At 44.5% G+C, this 16,339-nt stretch carries 14 protein-coding genes; 12 read left to right on the top strand and 2 right to left on the bottom strand.

The genetic code is table 11. The annotated features are described in order from the left end of the window. The 6 genes from Q5076_RS16610 to Q5076_RS16635 form a co-directional block, all read left to right on the top strand. Positions 1 to 829: glycoside hydrolase family 92 protein (locus Q5076_RS16610; RefSeq protein WP_303014791.1), on the top strand; the 829-nt coding region annotated here is incomplete at its 5' end. Between the two features lie 47 nt (positions 830 to 876). Further along, positions 877 to 2,295, top strand: a complete 1,419-nt coding sequence (locus Q5076_RS16615) for a glycoside hydrolase family 125 protein (RefSeq protein ID WP_303014811.1) — start codon at positions 877 to 879, stop codon at positions 2,293 to 2,295. A 129-nt stretch (positions 2,296 to 2,424) separates the two neighbouring features. Next, positions 2,425 to 3,555, top strand: a complete 1,131-nt coding sequence (locus Q5076_RS16620; RefSeq protein ID WP_303014792.1) for an aldose epimerase family protein — start codon at positions 2,425 to 2,427, stop codon at positions 3,553 to 3,555. Positions 3,556 to 3,558: 3 nt separating this feature from the next. After that, the gene (locus Q5076_RS16625) at positions 3,559 to 4,707 is read left to right on the top strand and encodes an acyltransferase (protein WP_303014794.1); all 1,149 of its coding nucleotides are present in this window, start codon (positions 3,559 to 3,561) and stop codon (positions 4,705 to 4,707) included. A gap of 27 nt (positions 4,708 to 4,734) precedes the next feature. After that, positions 4,735 to 6,789, top strand: a complete 2,055-nt coding sequence (locus Q5076_RS16630) for a beta-L-arabinofuranosidase domain-containing protein (RefSeq protein ID WP_303014795.1) — start codon at positions 4,735 to 4,737, stop codon at positions 6,787 to 6,789. 23 nt (positions 6,790 to 6,812) lie between these two features. After that, complete coding sequence (locus Q5076_RS16635) at positions 6,813 to 7,901, top strand: acyltransferase (protein WP_303014796.1); 1,089 nt, start codon at positions 6,813 to 6,815, stop codon at positions 7,899 to 7,901. Positions 7,902 to 8,062: 161 nt separating this feature from the next. On the opposite strand, the gene Q5076_RS16640 is transcribed toward Q5076_RS16635, so the two are convergent. Further along, entirely contained in the window at positions 8,063 to 8,530 is a 468-nt protein-coding gene (locus Q5076_RS16640) for a hypothetical protein (RefSeq protein ID WP_303014797.1), read from the bottom strand. Positions 8,531 to 8,635: 105 nt separating this feature from the next. Beyond that, on the bottom strand, positions 8,636 to 9,706 hold the full coding sequence (locus Q5076_RS16645) for a M20 family metallo-hydrolase (protein ID WP_303014798.1): 1,071 nt from the start codon (positions 9,704 to 9,706) through the stop codon (positions 8,636 to 8,638). A 110-nt stretch (positions 9,707 to 9,816) separates the two neighbouring features. Here Q5076_RS16645 and Q5076_RS16650 point away from each other — a divergent pair, with 110 nt between their 5' ends. The 6 genes from Q5076_RS16650 to Q5076_RS16675 all read left to right on the top strand — a co-directional run bounded on the left by Q5076_RS16650 (position 9,817) and on the right by Q5076_RS16675 (position 16,168). Beyond that, positions 9,817 to 11,625 (top strand): long-chain fatty acid--CoA ligase, encoded by a 1,809-nt coding sequence (locus Q5076_RS16650; RefSeq protein ID WP_303014800.1) that lies wholly within the window; start codon positions 9,817 to 9,819, stop codon positions 11,623 to 11,625. Positions 11,626 to 11,702: 77 nt separating this feature from the next. Then, a protein-coding gene (gene prfB / locus Q5076_RS16655; RefSeq protein ID WP_303014802.1) for a peptide chain release factor 2 occupies positions 11,703 to 12,819 on the top strand; the annotation gives its coding sequence in 2 pieces (ribosomal slippage) (positions 11,703 to 11,765 and positions 11,767 to 12,819; 1,116 coding nt in all). An 84-nt stretch (positions 12,820 to 12,903) separates the two neighbouring features. Next, positions 12,904 to 13,038, top strand: coding sequence for a hypothetical protein (locus Q5076_RS16660; protein ID WP_303014804.1), 135 nt, complete (start codon positions 12,904 to 12,906; stop codon positions 13,036 to 13,038). 206 nt (positions 13,039 to 13,244) lie between these two features. After that, entirely contained in the window at positions 13,245 to 14,297 is a 1,053-nt protein-coding gene (locus Q5076_RS16665; RefSeq protein ID WP_303014806.1) for a porin, read from the top strand. Positions 14,298 to 14,358: 61 nt separating this feature from the next. Next, entirely contained in the window at positions 14,359 to 14,826 is a 468-nt protein-coding gene (locus tag Q5076_RS16670; protein WP_303014808.1) for a CYTH domain-containing protein, read from the top strand. Between the two features lie 49 nt (positions 14,827 to 14,875). Next, entirely contained in the window at positions 14,876 to 16,168 is a 1,293-nt protein-coding gene (locus Q5076_RS16675) for a DUF4010 domain-containing protein (RefSeq protein WP_303014809.1), read from the top strand. Positions 16,169 to 16,339: the final 171 nt, after the last annotated feature.

The following is a 16,339-nucleotide window of genomic DNA, read 5'->3' on the forward strand; positions in this document are numbered from 1 at the left end:
AAAAGAGATTGAAATCTTCGCAAAGAGAGCGATGAACTATAAGAATCTGTATGATCCCGAACACAAACTGATGCGTGGCAAAAATGAAGACGGCACCTTCCAGTCTCCGTTCAACCCGTTGAAATGGGGAGACGCCTTTACGGAAGGTAATAGCTGGCATTACACCTGGTCTGTATTCCACGATCCTCAAGGTCTGATCGACCTGATGGGTGGTAAAGACGGGTTCAACCAGATGATGGACTCTGTATTTATTCTGCCTCCGATATTCGATGAGAGCTATTACAGAGCCGTTATCCATGAAATCCGTGAAATGCAGATTATGAATATGGGAAATTATGCACATGGTAACCAACCGATTCAGCACATGTTGTATCTTTATAATTATTCCGGTCAACCCTGGAAGGCGCAGCACTGGATTCGTGAAGTAATGGATAAGCTCTATACTCCTGCCCCCGACGGTTATTGCGGTGATGAGGACAACGGCCAGACTTCTGCCTGGTATGTATTCTCGGCAATGGGATTCTACCCGGTATGCCCCGGTACGGATGAGTATGTCTTGGGTACTCCTTACTTCAAAGAGATGAAACTGCATCTGGAAAACGGAAAGACAGTAACCATCTCCGCCCCGAATAACGGAGACGACAAGCGCTACATTTCATCAATGACGCTGAACGGCAAGGAATACACCAAAAACTACCTGACCCATCAGGACCTGATGAATGGTGCCACCATTTCTTTCAAGATGGATGCCAAACCCAATCAGCAACGTGGTACGAAAGAAAGCGATTTCCCTTACTCTTTCTCTAATGAATTCAAAAAGAAGAAGTAATCATGAAAAAACAAATCAAATATATCAGTGCAGGTATGCTGGCGGGTATGTTTCTCTGCGGTGGCCAGCTACAAGCCTCCAACCGTATGATGGAAATGCATGTATGTCTGGCAGATGCCATTCAGAAAGATAACCGTCCTGAAATATCCAACCGCCTGTTCCGTTCGAATGCAGTGGAAAAGGAGATTCTCCGTGTACAGAAGCTTCTGAAGAATGCGAAGCTGGCATGGATGTTTACCAACTGTTTCCCGAATACCCTGGACACTACCGTACATTTCCGTAAGGGAAGCGATGGCAAACCGGATACGTTCGTATATACGGGGGATATTCATGCCATGTGGCTGCGCGACTCCGGTGCGCAGGTATGGCCTTATGTGCAACTGGCTAATTCGGACCCCGAACTGAAAGAAATGCTGGCAGGAGTGATCCTCCGCCAGTTTAAATGTATCAATATCGACCCGTATGCAAATGCGTTTAATGACGGCGCCATTCCTGACGGTCACTGGATGAGCGACCTTACGGATATGAAACCGGAATTGCACGAACGTAAATGGGAAATCGACTCCCTGTGTTATCCGTTGCGTCTGGCTTATCACTACTGGAAGACTACCGGAGATGCAAGCATATTCAACGAAGAATGGATTCAGGCAATCGCTAACGTACTGAAAACCTTCAAGGAACAGCAACGTAAAGAAGGAGTAGGCCCTTATAAATTCCAGCGTAAAACAGAACGTGCACTGGATACTGTGAGCAATGACGGCCTTGGAGCACCGGTGAAACCTGTCGGTTTGATTGTTTCCAGCTTCCGTCCTTCGGACGATGCCACCACTCTTCAATTCCTGGTTCCTTCCAATTTCTTTGCAGTGTCTTCTTTGCGTAAGGCTGCCGAGATTCTGGAGAAAGTAAATAAGAAAACAGCCTTGTCTAAAGAATGTAAAGACCTGGCGCAGGAAGTAGAAACAGCTTTGAAGAAGTACGCGGTATATAATCATCCTAAATATGGTAAAATCTATGCCTTCGAGGTAGACGGCTTCGGAAATCATTACCTGATGGACGATGCTAACGTGCCGAGCCTGCTTGCAATGCCTTATTTAGGTGATGTAGATGTGAACGACCCGATTTATCAGAATACCCGTCGTTTTGTATGGAGCGAGGACAATCCTTATTTTTTCAGAGGTAAGGCAGGGGAAGGCATCGGTGGTCCGCATATCGGCTATGATATGATTTGGCCGATGAGTATTATGATGAAAGCCTTTACCAGTCAGAATGATGCCGAAATCAAGACCTGTATCAAGATGCTGATGGATACGGATGCCGGGACCGGTTTCATGCATGAGTCTTTCCACAAAGACAATCCGGAGAAATTTACCCGTGCATGGTTCGCTTGGCAGAATACTCTTTTCGGTGAATTGATTCTTAAACTGATAAATGAAGGAAAGGTCGATTTGTTGAACAGTATACAGTAAGATGCAGACATTGTGAATTGAATATGGAGTATGCGGATGATGCAGTTCTCTTTCTGATATAGACCGGAAGGAACGTGTTATCCGCGTCTTCTTGTTTTTGAAAATGAATATCTAAAAATCAGTTGTATCATGAAAAAGTTATGTGTGGGAGCAGTTGCCGCCCTTTTAATGGCAGCTTGTACGCCGAAAGCCGAAAAAACGACGGATTCCGGTTTATTGCAGAGTAATTTTCAAACGGAGGTGGACGGGAAGAAAACCGATTTGTTTACTCTGCGTAACAAGAACAACATGGAGGTATGTATCACCAATTTCGGCGGGCGTATTGTTTCTGTGATGGTTCCCGATAAGGACGGACAGATGCGCGATGTTGTTTTAGGGTTCGATTCTATTCAGGATTATATCAGCAAACCTTCGGATTTCGGCGCAAGCATCGGACGTTATGCCAATCGTATCAATCAGGGCAAGTTCATATTGGATGGTGTGGAATATCAGCTTCCTCGCAATAACTACGGTCACTGTCTGCATGGCGGCCCACAGGGATTCCAATATCGGGTGTATGATGCAGAACTGTTGAACCCTCAAGAATTGCAGTTGACTTACCGTGCTGGAGACGGTGAAGAAGGTTTTCCGGGAAATGTCACTTGCAAAGTATTGATGAAACTGACGGACGACAATGCTATCGACATTCGGTATGAGGCGGAAACCGACAAGCCGACTATTGTGAATATGACTAACCATTCTTATTTTAACCTGGATGGTGATGCAGGTAGTAATGCCGGACATCTGTTGATGATTGATGCGGATTATTATACGCCGGTGGACAGCACTTTTATGACAACCGGTGAAATCGTTTCAGTAGAAGGTACCCCAATGGACTTCCGTACCCCGACGCCGGTGGGCGAGCGTATCAATGACTATGATTTCGTGCAACTGAAAAACGGTAATGGCTACGACCACAACTGGGTGTTGAATACGAAAGGTGATGTAACTCGTAAATGTGCTTCTCTGAAATCGCCGAAGACGGGTATCGTACTGGATGTTTATACCAACGAGCCGGGTATTCAGGTGTATGCCGGCAATTTCCTCGACGGTTCGTTGACCGGAAAGAAAGGCATTACTTACAATCAGCGTGCTTCCGTATGTCTTGAAACTCAAAAATATCCGGATACTCCGAACAAACCGGAATGGCCTTCGGCCGTATTGCGTCCGGGCGAGAAGTATATGAGTCAGTGTATCTTTAAATTCTCTGTCGATAAATAGGCTATGAACCAGCTCCCTACCCTTGATAATCGGATTGTCTGGTTAGACGTAATCCGTGCTGTGGCTATGTTGATGGTGATTGGCGTACATTGTATCGATCCGTTTTATATTTCGCCTACATTGGGCGCCATTCCGGAATATACGCATTGGGCAGCTATCTACGGTTCTTTGTTGCGTCCCTCTGTCCCTTTGTTTGTGATGATGACCGGTTTGCTGTTGTTGCCTGTCAAACAACAGCCTTTGGGGAAATTTTATAAGAAACGCATTTATCGTGTGCTGTTTCCCTTTCTTATTTGGTCTGTCCTTTATAATATGTTCCCGTGGTTTACAGGAGTGATAGGGCTTGATAAGTCTATTATCGGGCAATTCTTTTGTTATGTACAGGGAAATGAGTCTCAAGAGCTGATGGACTCATTGAAAGATGTTGCTATGATTCCCTTTAATTTCAGTTTCAAGGAGAATCACATGTGGTATATTTATTTGCTGATTGGGCTTTATCTGTATATGCCTTTCTTTTCTGCATGGATAGAAAGGGCGGATAACAAAACGAAACAGACTTATCTGTGGATTTGGTTTATCTCCCTGTTCCTGCCTTATATGGCGGAATATATCTCTGCCTATTTGTTCGGTACAAGTACGTGGAATGCTTTTGGCATGTTCTATTATTTTGCCGGGTTCAACGGTTATCTGTTGTTGGGACATTATGTCAAGAAAGGAAATGACTGGGGAATCGGGAAAACGCTGCTTATCTGTGCCGTGCTTTTTGCCATAGGTTATTATGTCACTTATTCCGGTTTCAGTGCGGCTGCCGCCGACCCGAATCATACGGAAGCGGATATGGAGTTGTTTTTCACTTTCTGTAGTCCCAATGTGGTTTTGATGACGTTGGCCGTGTTCCTGCTTCTTCAAAAGGTGAGAATAACGAATCCTGTTGCTGTCAGGGCTTTGGCAAATATGACAAAGTGCGGGTTCGGCATTTACATGGTACACTATTTTGTCGTAGGACCTTTCTTCCTGTTAATCGGTCCTTCGTCTATCCCTATTCCTTTGCAGGTTCCGTTGATGGCGGCAGGTATTTTCCTTTGTAGCTGGGCGTTTACGGCGCTTATGTATAAGCTGATGCCGAATAAGGCTCATTGGTTTATGGGATAGTTTTTTAGAATCAGTAGAATAGACGATATGAGAAAAAGTAACACTAAAAGTATTTTTGCATCGGTCGTGATGGGGCTGGCGTTTACGGCATGTACGTCTGTACCCTCTGACGATATAGTGACGGTTACGGACCGTCCGGATATACAATCTGTCAACACCAATTATGTCGGGTATCGGGCTCCGCTTCGTCCGTTGAATTTTATAAAGTTGCCGGTAGGCAGTATCCAACCTGAAGGTTGGGTGAGAAAATACCTGGAACTGCAACGGGATGGTCTGACCGGGCATCTGGGAGAAATCAGCGCTTGGCTGGAAAAAGATAACAATGCCTGGTTGACGACCGGCGGAGACCACGGCTGGGAAGAGGTTCCTTACTGGCTCAAGGGTTACGGCAATCTGGCGTATATCCTGAACGACCCGAAAATGATAGAGGAAACCAAATACTGGATTGAAGGTGTATTTGCCAGTCGCCAGCCGGACGGTTATTTCGGTCCTGTCAACGAACGCAACGGGAAACGCGAACTTTGGGCGCAAATGATTATGCTCTGGTGCCTGCAATCTTATTACGAGTATTCCCGGGACGAACGTGTCATTGACTTGATGACGGATTATTTTAAATGGCAGTTGACCGTTCCCGACGACCGGTTCTTAAAGGATTATTGGGAAAACAGCCGTGGCGGCGATAACATTATCAGTGTTTATTGGCTTTATAATCGCACCGGCGATGCTTTCTTGCTCGATTTGGCAGAGAAGATTCACCGGAATACCGCCGATTGGACAAAATCCACATCTTTACCTAACTGGCATAATGTGAACATCGCCCAATGTTTCCGTGAACCGGCTACTTATTATATGCAAACCGGGGATTCTGCCTTGCTGAAAGCTTCTTATAATGTCCATCATCTGATTCGCCGTACTTTCGGACAAGTGCCCGGTGGTATGTTCGGTGCGGACGAGAATGCCCGGATGGGATATATCGATCCTCGTCAGGGAGTGGAGACTTGCGGTCTGGTAGAGCAAATGGCTTCCGATGAAATCATGCTTTGCATGACGGGAGACCCTATGTGGGCGGAACATTGCGAAGAGGTTGCGTTCAACTCGTATCCTGCTGCCGTGATGCCGGATTTCAGAGCTTTGCGTTATATCACCTGCCCGAATCATGTCGTCAGCGATTCGAAAAATCATCATCCGGGCATTGACAATCGCGGTCCGTTCCTTTCGATGAATCCTTTCAGCAGCCGTTGTTGCCAACATAATCATGCACAAGGCTGGCCTTACTTCGCCGAACATCTGGTGTTGGCAACTCCCGATAATGGAGTGGCGGCAGCTATTTATGCAGCTTGTAAAGCGACGGTGAAAGTAGGTGACGGCAAAGAAGTTGTTCTTCATGAAGAGACGAATTATCCTTTTGAAGAGAATATAGCTTTCACGGTTTCTACCGATGGGAAGGTCGCTTTCCCGTTTTATCTTCGCATTCCTTCATGGACTTCCAATGCTGAGGTACGGGTGAATGGCAAGAAGGCCGGTGTAGCTCCCGTGTCCGGGAAATATCTTTGTATCAATCGTGAATGGTCGGATGGCGACCGTGTTGAGCTGACTCTTCCGATGTCTCTTTCCATGCGTACATGGCAAGTCAATAAGAACAGCGTAAGCGTAGATTATGGACCTCTGACTTTGTCTCTCAAAATCGGGGAGAAATATGTGGAGAAAGACAGCCGTGAAACCGCTATCGGTGATTCCAAATGGCAGAAAGGCGCAGATTCGAAGAAATGGCCTACCACAGAAATCTATCCGGACAGCCCTTGGAATTATTCATTGGTATTAGATAAGACGGAACCTTTGAAGAATTTTAAAGTCGTCCGTAAATCCTGGCCTGCAGATAACTTTCCTTTTACGGTAAACAGCGTGCCTTTGGAGGTGAAAGCCACAGGGCGTCTGGTTCCCGAATGGAAGATAGACGAAACCGGATTGTGCGGTGTATTGCCGGAAGAAGATGCGGTGAAAGGTGATAAAGAGGAAGTAACTTTGATTCCGATGGGTGCGGCACGGTTGAGAATATCTTCGTTCCCGAATACAAGAGAATAAATAGACAACAGAAAAAATAGAAAATGAAACGTATTGTTTTTTTAGATTATATCCGTGTGTTCGCATGTTTCCTCGTGATGGTCGTTCACGCTAGTGAGAATTTTTACGGTGCTCCCGGCTCCACTGATATGGCGGGACCTCAATCTTATTTGGCTACTGAGGCAGACCGGTTGTGGGTGGCTGTGTACGACGGTTTCTCACGTATGGCAGTACCATTGTTCATGATTGTTTCCGCTTTTCTTCTCGCACCGATGAAAGAGGGACAAACGATGTGGCAATTTTACCGTCAGCGTTGCCTCCGCATCCTGCCGCCGTTTTTCATATTTATGATACTGTATAGCACTTTACCGATGTTATGGGGACAGTTGGATGCGGCGACATCAATCAAGGATATGTCGCGGATATTCTTGAATTTCCCGACATTGGCCGGACACTTCTGGTTTATGTATCCTCTGATTAGCCTTTATTTGTTTATTCCCATTATATCTCCCTGGCTGCGTAAAGCCACGGCAAAAGAGGAACGTTTTTTCATCGGGCTGTTCGTGTTGTCTACGTACATGCCGTATCTCAACCGCTGGTGCGGTGAGGTGTGGGGACAATGTTTCTGGAATGAATATCACATGTTGTGGTATTTCTCCGGTTATCTGGGATATCTTGTTCTGGCGCATTACATACGTGTACATTTGGCATGGAGCCGTTCCAAACGTCTCATTGTCGGAACCGTTTTAATGTTGGTCGGGGCTGTATGGACCATTTATTCGTTCTATGTCCAGGCTACGCCCGGAGAACTTCATTCCACACCTGTGATAGAAATAGGATGGGCTTTCTGTACAATCAATTGTGTGCTTCTCACAACGGGTACCTTCCTTATGTTTACTTGTATAAAACGTCCGGAAGCCCCGAAGATGGTGACAGACTTGTCAAAACTCAGCTATGGCATGTATCTTATGCATATCTTCTGGCTGGGACTATGGGTAACCGTGTTCAAGCAAACGCTTGAATTACCTACTGTTGCCGCTATCCCATGTATTGCAGTGGTTACATTTGTCAGTTGTTTCGTAACGACGAAGGTAATTTCGTTTATACCGGGCAGTAAATGGATCATAGGATAAAATAAATATCCTATCAAATAAGGGTATCACTTTCATGGTTTCTATCGGTGAAAGTGATACCCTTTTTTATACTTGTTGAATTGAAACTGCATCTTCAATTATCAACGGAATAAGGTTTTATATTCGGGTAATCAAAAATATAGTACCTGATTGAAGACTGGCTATTTAATGGAATCGAACTTCAATGTACCATTTTCATTGACTATTTTCAAAGTGCGGTTACCTTTAATTCCCATATCAATGAAATCAACTTTGTAAAAGCCATTGGCTAATACGGCTACTGATGTCACTTTACATACATCGCTTGGTCCGTCTTGCGCACCTGTCCGGAAATCCCATATTGCATATCCTTCGCCGTCATACTCGTAGTTGTCTTTCAACTGTTTCTGCAATTTGGCTGTACAATGTTTCTTCACAGCCGGAATATAATTCTTTTCTCCAAAGACGTAGTTTGCGTAGAAATCTTTAATGAATTGGATTACTTTAGCATTGTCCACCTCAGGCGATTGCAGAATAGTAGTAGTCTTGTTGGCGGGAGGCGTTTCATTGTCGAGACAGCAAGCCTGAACTTGTATAGGCTGCAGAGCAACCCCTAGATAAATGGCATAAAAAAATAAAATCTTTTTCATATTCATATATTATGTATTAAGAATGAACTATTTATACCATTGTATGGGTGAATTGATAGTTGAAAGCTATTAGTATGATAACAACTATCGATTCACCAATGACTTTTATTGAATCAGAAGCCCATCCAGCAATTCCAAATACAGCCCGATAGCCTCTTCTATCTCTTTCAGCATGATATATTCCTCTGCCGTGTGTGAGCGTGACGAACGTCCCGGACCGATTTTAACCGATGGGAATGCCATCAATGCCTGATCGGATAAGGTAGGAGAACCGAAAGGAACTCGTCCCAGCTTTACTGCTTTTTGTATAAACGGATGTTTTTCGTCAATCCGTGAGGAGTTGAGACGGAAGGAACGCGCTTTCGCTTCACAGGAAATATGTTTCTTGATTTCCGCAAACAGCTCTTCATTCGAGTAAAGCTCGTTGCTCCGGATATCGACAACGAAGGTACATTTGTCGGGAACCACGTTATGCTGAGTTCCTGCATTGATTACGGTGACGCTCATCTTGACGGGGCCTAACAGCGGTGATTCTTTCTCAAAGCGGTAGTCGCGAAACCAGGCGATATCATCCAGTACCTTGTAGATGGCGTTGTCTCCCTCATTGCGTGCGGCATGTCCGGCTTTTCCTGTTGCCGTGACGTCCAGTACCATCAGTCCTTTTTCGGCAACGGCAGGTTGCATTTCCGTCGGCTCTCCCACAATAGCGAATGAAATGGGGGGGAATCCCGGCAGTACGCTTTCAATCCCGCCTTTGCCGGAGACTTCTTCTTCGCATGAGGCGAGATAAATCAGGTTGTAGCTTTGTGAAGTACGGCATAGTTGCAGGAACACTTGTAATAGCGAAACGACACTGGCGCCGGCATCGTTACTTCCTAGTCCATATAATTTCCCGTTTTCCTCCCGTGGAGTGAACGGGTCTTTTCTCCAACCGTTGACGGGTTTCACCGTGTCTATGTGGGAATTAAGCAGGATTGTCGGCTTTTTCAGGTCGAACATCGGACTGAAACACCATACATTGTTTCCCTTGCGCCCGGTCTGGATACCTTCCATTTCAATATAATTTTGCAAAAAGTCGGCAGCTTGTGTCTCTTCCCGGCTGACAGAAGGAATGCTTATCAATGATTTAAGAAGGCTTACGGCCTCTGTTGCCATATACGGAATATCATATTTCATGTTGTAAATCTTTTATCTGTTACCTAAATATTTGCACAAAGATAGTCGTTTTGCGCAATTGTTTCAAATAAAACTAATACCTTTGTACCATATTTACTAATACATAGAGTATGACTTATCATCATTTATCTGTCCTGGTCCATCGTCAGGCCGAAAAATATGGCGACAAGGTAGCCTTAAAATACCGTGACTATGAGACAGCCCGATGGATTCCTATTTCATGGAAGCAGTTCTCCGGAACTGTACGACAGGCAGCTAATGCTTTCGTGGCATTGGGGGTAGAAGAGCAGGAAAATATCGGTATCTTTTCACAGAATAAACCTGAATGGTTTTATGTCGATTTCGGCGCATTCGCCAACCGGGCTGTTACCATTCCCTTTTATGCAACCAGCTCACCCGCACAAGCCCAATATATAATCAATGATGCACAGATTCGTTTTCTTTTTGTGGGCGAACAATATCAGTATGATGCCGCTTTCAGCATTTTCGGTTTCTGCCCTTCATTGCGGCAACTGATTATTTTTGACCGTTCGGTAGTGAAAGACCCCCGCGATGTATCATCTGTTTACTTTGATGAATTTATGGCGATGGGAGAAGGATTGCCGCATAATGATACGGTGGAGGAACGTACAGGGCGTGCTTCTTATGATGATTTGGCTAATATTCTTTATACGTCCGGAACGACGGGCGAACCGAAAGGAGTGATATTGCTTCATTCCTGTTATCTGGAACAGTTCCGTACACATGATGACCGTTTGACGACCATGACGGACAAAGATATATCCATGAACTTTCTTCCGTTGACACACGTGTTTGAAAAGGCCTGGTGTTATTTCTGCGTGCATAAAGGAGTACAGATTTGTATAAATCTCCGTCCGGCTGATATTCAAACGACAATTAAAGAGATTCGTCCGACGTTGATGTGCAGCGTTCCCCGTTTCTGGGAAAAGGTGTATGCCGGCGTACAGGAAAAAATCAATGAGACTACCGGACTGAAGAAAGCCTTGATGTTGGATGCGATTAAGGTAGGCAGAATCCATAATCTGGACTACCTGCGTCTTGGAAAAACGCCTCCGGTGATGAATCAGTTGAAATACAAGTTTTATGAAAAGACGATTTACTCTTTGCTGAAAAAAACGATTGGCATTGAGAATGGAAACTTTTTCCCGACTGCCGGTGCGGCCGTGCCTGACGAAATCAATGAATTTGTCCACTCGGTAGGTATCAATATGGTGGTGGGATATGGCTTGACGGAATCTACGGCCACTGTATCCTGTACTTTGCCGATAGGTTACGACATCGGTTCGGTGGGTGTCGTACTGCCGGGAATTGAAGTGAAAATCGGAGAAAATAATGAAATTCTTCTGCGTGGCAAGACAATTACGAAAGGATATTATAAGAAGGCGGAAGCTACTGCGGCTGCTATCGATTCCGACGGATGGTTCCATACGGGAGACGCCGGTTATTTTAAGAATGGACAGCTATTCCTCACGGAACGTATCAAGGACCTTTTCAAGACATCAAACGGAAAATATATCGCTCCCCAGGCATTGGAAACGAGGTTGGTGATTGACCGTTATATTGACCAGATTGCCATTATCGCCGATCAGCGTAAGTTCGTCTCCGCTCTCATTGTTCCTGTGTACGGATACGTAAAAGAATATGCCAAAGAAAAAGGCATTCAATATAAGGACATGCCCGAACTGTTGCAACATCCGAAGATTGTCGGCCTTTTCCGTGCACGGATAGAGACTTTACAACAACAGTTCGCTCATTACGAGCAGATTAAACGCTTTACTTTGCTTTCCGAACCTTTCAGTATGGAACGAGGTGAGCTGACTAACACGTTGAAGCTGAAACGGGATGTCGTAGCAAAGAATTATAGTGAGCAGATTGAAAAGATGTACGAGGAAAATTGAAAAATGAATCGGTAAACGTAAGAATATACCGTTAATAATAATTGAAAACTTAATATTTATAACTCAAAAATTATCAGATGATTACTATTGAACAACTTAAAGACGTGAAAGAGCGCACGGATGCGCTGAGGAGGTATCTTTGACATCGACGGGAAGAAAATACAAGTCGAAGAAGAACAGTTAAGAACACAGGCACCGGGATTTTGGGATGACCAGAAACGGGCGGAAGCCCAGATGAAGCTGGTGAAAGACCTGCAGAAATGGATTAACGGTTACGGTGAGGTCAAGACACTGGCAGACGAGCTGGAACTGGCATTCGATTTTTACAAGGAAGAGCTGGTGACCGAAGAAGATGTGGATGCGGCTTATGCGAAAGCCAGTGAGGCGGTGGAAGCGCTTGAACTTAAAAATATGCTTCGCGATGAAGCCGACCAGATGGATTGCGTACTGAAAATAAATTCCGGCGCCGGAGGAACGGAAAGCCAGGATTGGGCGTCCATGCTGATGCGTATGTACCTGCGTTATGCGGAAACGAGCGGTTATAAGGCCACGATTGCCAATCTTCAGGAGGGAGATGAGGCTGGAATCAAGACCTGTACAATCAATATCGAAGGTGATTTCGCTTATGGTTATCTGAAAGGTGAGAATGGCGTCCATCGTTTGGTGCGTGTTTCTCCGTACAACGCACAGGGAAAACGTATGACTTCCTTTGCTTCCGTATTCGTGACCCCGTTGGTGGACGACAGTATTGAAGTGAATATCGAACCCGCACGCATTTCTTGGGATACATTTCGAAGCGGCGGTGCCGGCGGGCAGAATGTGAACAAGGTGGAATCCGGCGTCCGTTTGCGTTATCAGTATAAAGACCCCTATACGGGCGAAGAGGAAGAAATCCTGATTGAAAATACGGAAACCCGCGACCAGCCGAAAAACCGTGAGAATGCAATGCGCCAGTTGCGTTCCATCTTATACGATAAGGAACTGCAACACCGCATGGCTGAACAGGCGAAAGTGGAAGCTGGCAAGAAAAAGATTGAGTGGGGGTCTCAAATCCGAAGTTACGTATTTGACGACCGCCGTGTGAAAGACCATCGTACCAACTATCAGACTTCAGACGTGAACGGAGTGATGGATGGCAAGATAGACGGTTTCATCAAAGCCTATCTGATGGAGTTCTCTTCGCAGGAATCATAAAAACTGAAATTAGCAAGTGTTATTTTTGGAAAGTTAAAAGATTTGTTCTTACTTTGTTAGCGTTGAACTTTAAAGCTAACTATTATGGGTAAAGGTAAGAAAAAAGCAGTAATCAGCAAGAAGGAAGAAGAACAAGCCCAAAAGGTAGTCAAGATAGTATTTATTTCTTTAATTATTTTGGCATTGGTTATGTTGATTGCATTTTCCTTTTTCGGCTGAAATTCATCACAAAGGGCACAGGGAAATACAGAAGTTTTATTTAGACTCTGTATGTGCTGTGTCCTTTGTGGTGTTTTTTATATGCAGGTTTTGTCTTTTATGTAACATAAATGTAACTTTTCTGTAATTTTTCCGTAGTCGGTTTGTCATTCCGGTGTATCTTCACAGTTGTACTTTTGCCGTGAATTTAGTAGCAAACAACTGAAATGAGTAGAATTACAACGACTATTGTCGCTCTTTTGTCGGTGGCGACGGTGTGGGGGCAAGTCAAAGAAGAAACCGGGGACGGAAAAAGGCTGGATAAGCGGAACATGGAAATTAAGGATTACCTGCCGGAGATTCACGGAACCATACGGGGAAAATACGAATATCAGACGGAAACGGAGGAAAGCCGTTTTGAAGTGCGCAACGCCCGTTTCAGTGTTTCGGGTAATGTCCATCCGTCGGTTGCCTATAAGGCGGAAATCGACCTTTCCGATGAGGGGTCAATCAAGATGTTGGATGCGTATGCACGTATCTTTCCGGTGAAAGACTTGAATTTTACAATCGGGCAGATGCGCGTTCCTTTTACGATAGATGCCCACCGTTCACCCCATCAGCAGTATTTCGCCAACCGTTCGTTTATAGCCAAACAAGTCGGGAATGTACGTGACGTCGGGCTTACTGCAGCTTATACATCCAAAGGAGAGTTTTCGTTTATACTCGAAGGAGGATTGTTCAACGGTTCCGGTTTGACTAACCAGAAAGAATGGCATAAAACATTGAACTATTCGGTAAAAGCCCAGTTGTTGCCTGGTAAAAACTGGAATGTGACGCTTAGCACTCAGATGATAAAACCGGAAAATGTGCGAATCAATATGTATGATGCCGGTATTTATTACCAAAACAAACGTTTCCATATTGAAGCGGAATATTTGTATAAGATGTATGGACACGATGCGTTTAAAGATGTCCATGCAATAAACAGCTTTGTCAATTACGATTTGCCGTTAAAGAAGATTTTTAATAAAATATCTTTCCTTGCCCGTTATGATATGATGACGGACCATAGCGACGGAACTGCGGACGAAACGAAAGGAACGCTGATTATAAACGATTATGCCCGTCATCGCGTAACGGGAGGAATCACATTAAGCCTTTCCAAAGCTTTTGTCGCTGATCTCCGGTTGAATTTCGAGAAATACTTTTATAAGAAATCCGGTGTTCCTAAAGAATCGGAACGGGATAAAATCGTTATTGAATTTATGACGAGGTTTTAAGCAAAGGCTAGTTGGCGGGCAATCAGTACCATTTATCAACAATTTTAGTTATTTTTGTGCCATGGCACAAGAAATAGAACGAAAATTTTTGGTAACCGGCGAGTTTAAGTCGCTGGCATTTGCACAAAGCCGCATTATGCAAGGTTATATCAGCAGTGCACGTGGGCGTACGGTGAGAGTCCGTATTCGTGACGGGAAAGGCTATCTCACCATTAAAGGAGCCTCCAATGTTTCCGGGACCAGTCGTTATGAGTGGGAGAAAGAACTCCCTCTGACAGAAGCGGAAGAACTGATGCAGCTCTGCGAACCCGGGATTATTGACAAGACCCGTTACCTGGTGCGTAGCGGGAAACATGTTTTTGAGGTAGATGAGTTTTACGGTGAAAATGAGGGACTGGTTGTTGCGGAAGTAGAGTTGGAGTCTGAAAATGAATCTTTTGTAAAGCCGGATTTTATTGGTGAAGAGGTGACGGGAGACGTGCGCTATTATAACTCCCAACTGATGAAAAAACCGTATAAAACGTGGTGAACCTTAACAAATAAACCGTATATTTGTTTTTGTACTAAAAGAACAATGTATGGAACAGCTATATGACTATCTGCCGCGTGAATTGGTTACTTTTATTCTGGTCACCTTGTTCTCTCTGCTTATCGGGCTTTCGCAGCGTCGGCTCAGTCTGAAACGTGAAGGTGAGGCAACTCTTTTCGGTACTGACCGTACGTTTACCTTTATCGGCATATTGGGGTATCTGCTTTATATTCTCGATCCTGCCGATATGCGCTTGTTCATGGGAGGCGGTGCGGTGTTGGGACTGTTGCTGGGGTTGAATTATTACGTCAAGCAGTCGCAATTTCATGTTTTTGGCGTGACTTCCATAATCATTGCGTTGATAACCTATTGCATAGCTCCCATCGTAGCTACACAGCCTTCATGGTTTTATGTCATGGTGATTGTAACGGTGCTTTTGTTGACCGAACTTAAACATACTTTTACCGAGTTTGCTCAACGGATGAAGAATGACGAGATGATTACCCTGGCGAAATTTTTGGCTATCAGTGGTATAATACTGCCTATGCTTCCGAATAAGAACCTGATACCGGACATCAATCTCACTCCTTATACCATCTGGCTGGCAACAGTGGTCGTATCCGGCATCTCCTATTTGTCTTATTTGTTGAAGAGGTATGTATTTCATGAATCCGGCACTTTGGTATCCGGCATTATCGGCGGGCTGTATAGCAGTACGGCAACGATTTCGGTACTCGCCCGTAAAAGCCGGAAAGCCCAAGAGTCGGAGGCTACTGATTATGTAGCTGCAATGATGTTTGCTATCAGCATGATGTTTCTGCGGTTTATGATATTGATACTGATATTCAGCAGGGAAATCTTTTTGTCTATCTACCCGTACCTGTTGGTTATGTCTGTGATAGCCTCTGTTGCAGGTTGGTTTATCCATTCCCGGCAGAAACGTCCGAAAGACTCCGGTATTGAACCGGAAGATGATGACAGCAGCAATCCGCTGGAATTTAAAGTCGCTTTGATTTTTGCCGTATTATTTGTGATTTTTACGGTTTTAACGCATTATACTTTGGTTTATGCCGGTACGAGCGGATTGAACCTGCTCTCTTTCATTTCCGGATTTAGCGATATAACTCCTTTTATATTAAACTTGCTGCAAAATACGGGGAATATTACCGCGTTGATAATTACTGCATGTAGCATGCAGGCTATCATAAGTAACATAATGGTAAATATGTTTTATGCTCTGTTCTTTGCAGGAAAAGGAAGCAGGCTCCGGCCTTGGATTCTAGGAGGATTCGGGGTCGTGATTGCTTGTAATCTTGTTTTGCTGCTGTTCTTTTATTTGTGAGGCAATAGAGTCATGATTTGTTCCGGCCGATTCCGGTATTCGTTGAATATATGATTTCTGTTTTGTATTTACATCCTGCATCTGTCTTAAATCGGGGCGGCAGAAATGCAAAATGAATAAAAAGGGATATTCAGTAAATGTCCCTAAAAAGTAAAATAGCATATGAAGATG

Source organism: uncultured Bacteroides sp. (assembly GCF_958445495.1).
Taxonomy (GTDB): Bacteria; Bacteroidota; Bacteroidia; order Bacteroidales; family Bacteroidaceae; genus Bacteroides.

Bases quoted from the DNA above. Each gene is read 5' to 3' on its own strand.
- Q5076_RS16615 (WP_303014811.1), top strand. From the start codon at position 877: ATGTTTCTCTGCGGTGGCCAGCTACAAGCCTCCAACCGTATGATGGAA.
- Q5076_RS16620 (WP_303014792.1), top strand. From the start codon at position 2,425: ATGAAAAAGTTATGTGTGGGAGCAGTTGCCGCCCTTTTAATGGCAGCT.
- Q5076_RS16625 (WP_303014794.1), top strand. From the start codon at position 3,559: ATGAACCAGCTCCCTACCCTTGATAATCGGATTGTCTGGTTAGACGTA.
- Q5076_RS16630 (WP_303014795.1), top strand. From the start codon at position 4,735: ATGAGAAAAAGTAACACTAAAAGTATTTTTGCATCGGTCGTGATGGGG.
- Q5076_RS16635 (WP_303014796.1), top strand. From the start codon at position 6,813: ATGAAACGTATTGTTTTTTTAGATTATATCCGTGTGTTCGCATGTTTC.
- Q5076_RS16640 (WP_303014797.1), bottom strand. From the start codon at position 8,530: ATGAAAAAGATTTTATTTTTTTATGCCATTTATCTAGGGGTTGCTCTG.
- Q5076_RS16645 (WP_303014798.1), bottom strand. From the start codon at position 9,706: ATGAAATATGATATTCCGTATATGGCAACAGAGGCCGTAAGCCTTCTT.
- Q5076_RS16650 (WP_303014800.1), top strand. From the start codon at position 9,817: ATGACTTATCATCATTTATCTGTCCTGGTCCATCGTCAGGCCGAAAAA.
- Q5076_RS16660 (WP_303014804.1), top strand. From the start codon at position 12,904: ATGGGTAAAGGTAAGAAAAAAGCAGTAATCAGCAAGAAGGAAGAAGAA.
- Q5076_RS16665 (WP_303014806.1), top strand. From the start codon at position 13,245: ATGAGTAGAATTACAACGACTATTGTCGCTCTTTTGTCGGTGGCGACG.
- Q5076_RS16670 (WP_303014808.1), top strand. From the start codon at position 14,359: ATGGCACAAGAAATAGAACGAAAATTTTTGGTAACCGGCGAGTTTAAG.
- Q5076_RS16675 (WP_303014809.1), top strand. From the start codon at position 14,876: ATGGAACAGCTATATGACTATCTGCCGCGTGAATTGGTTACTTTTATT.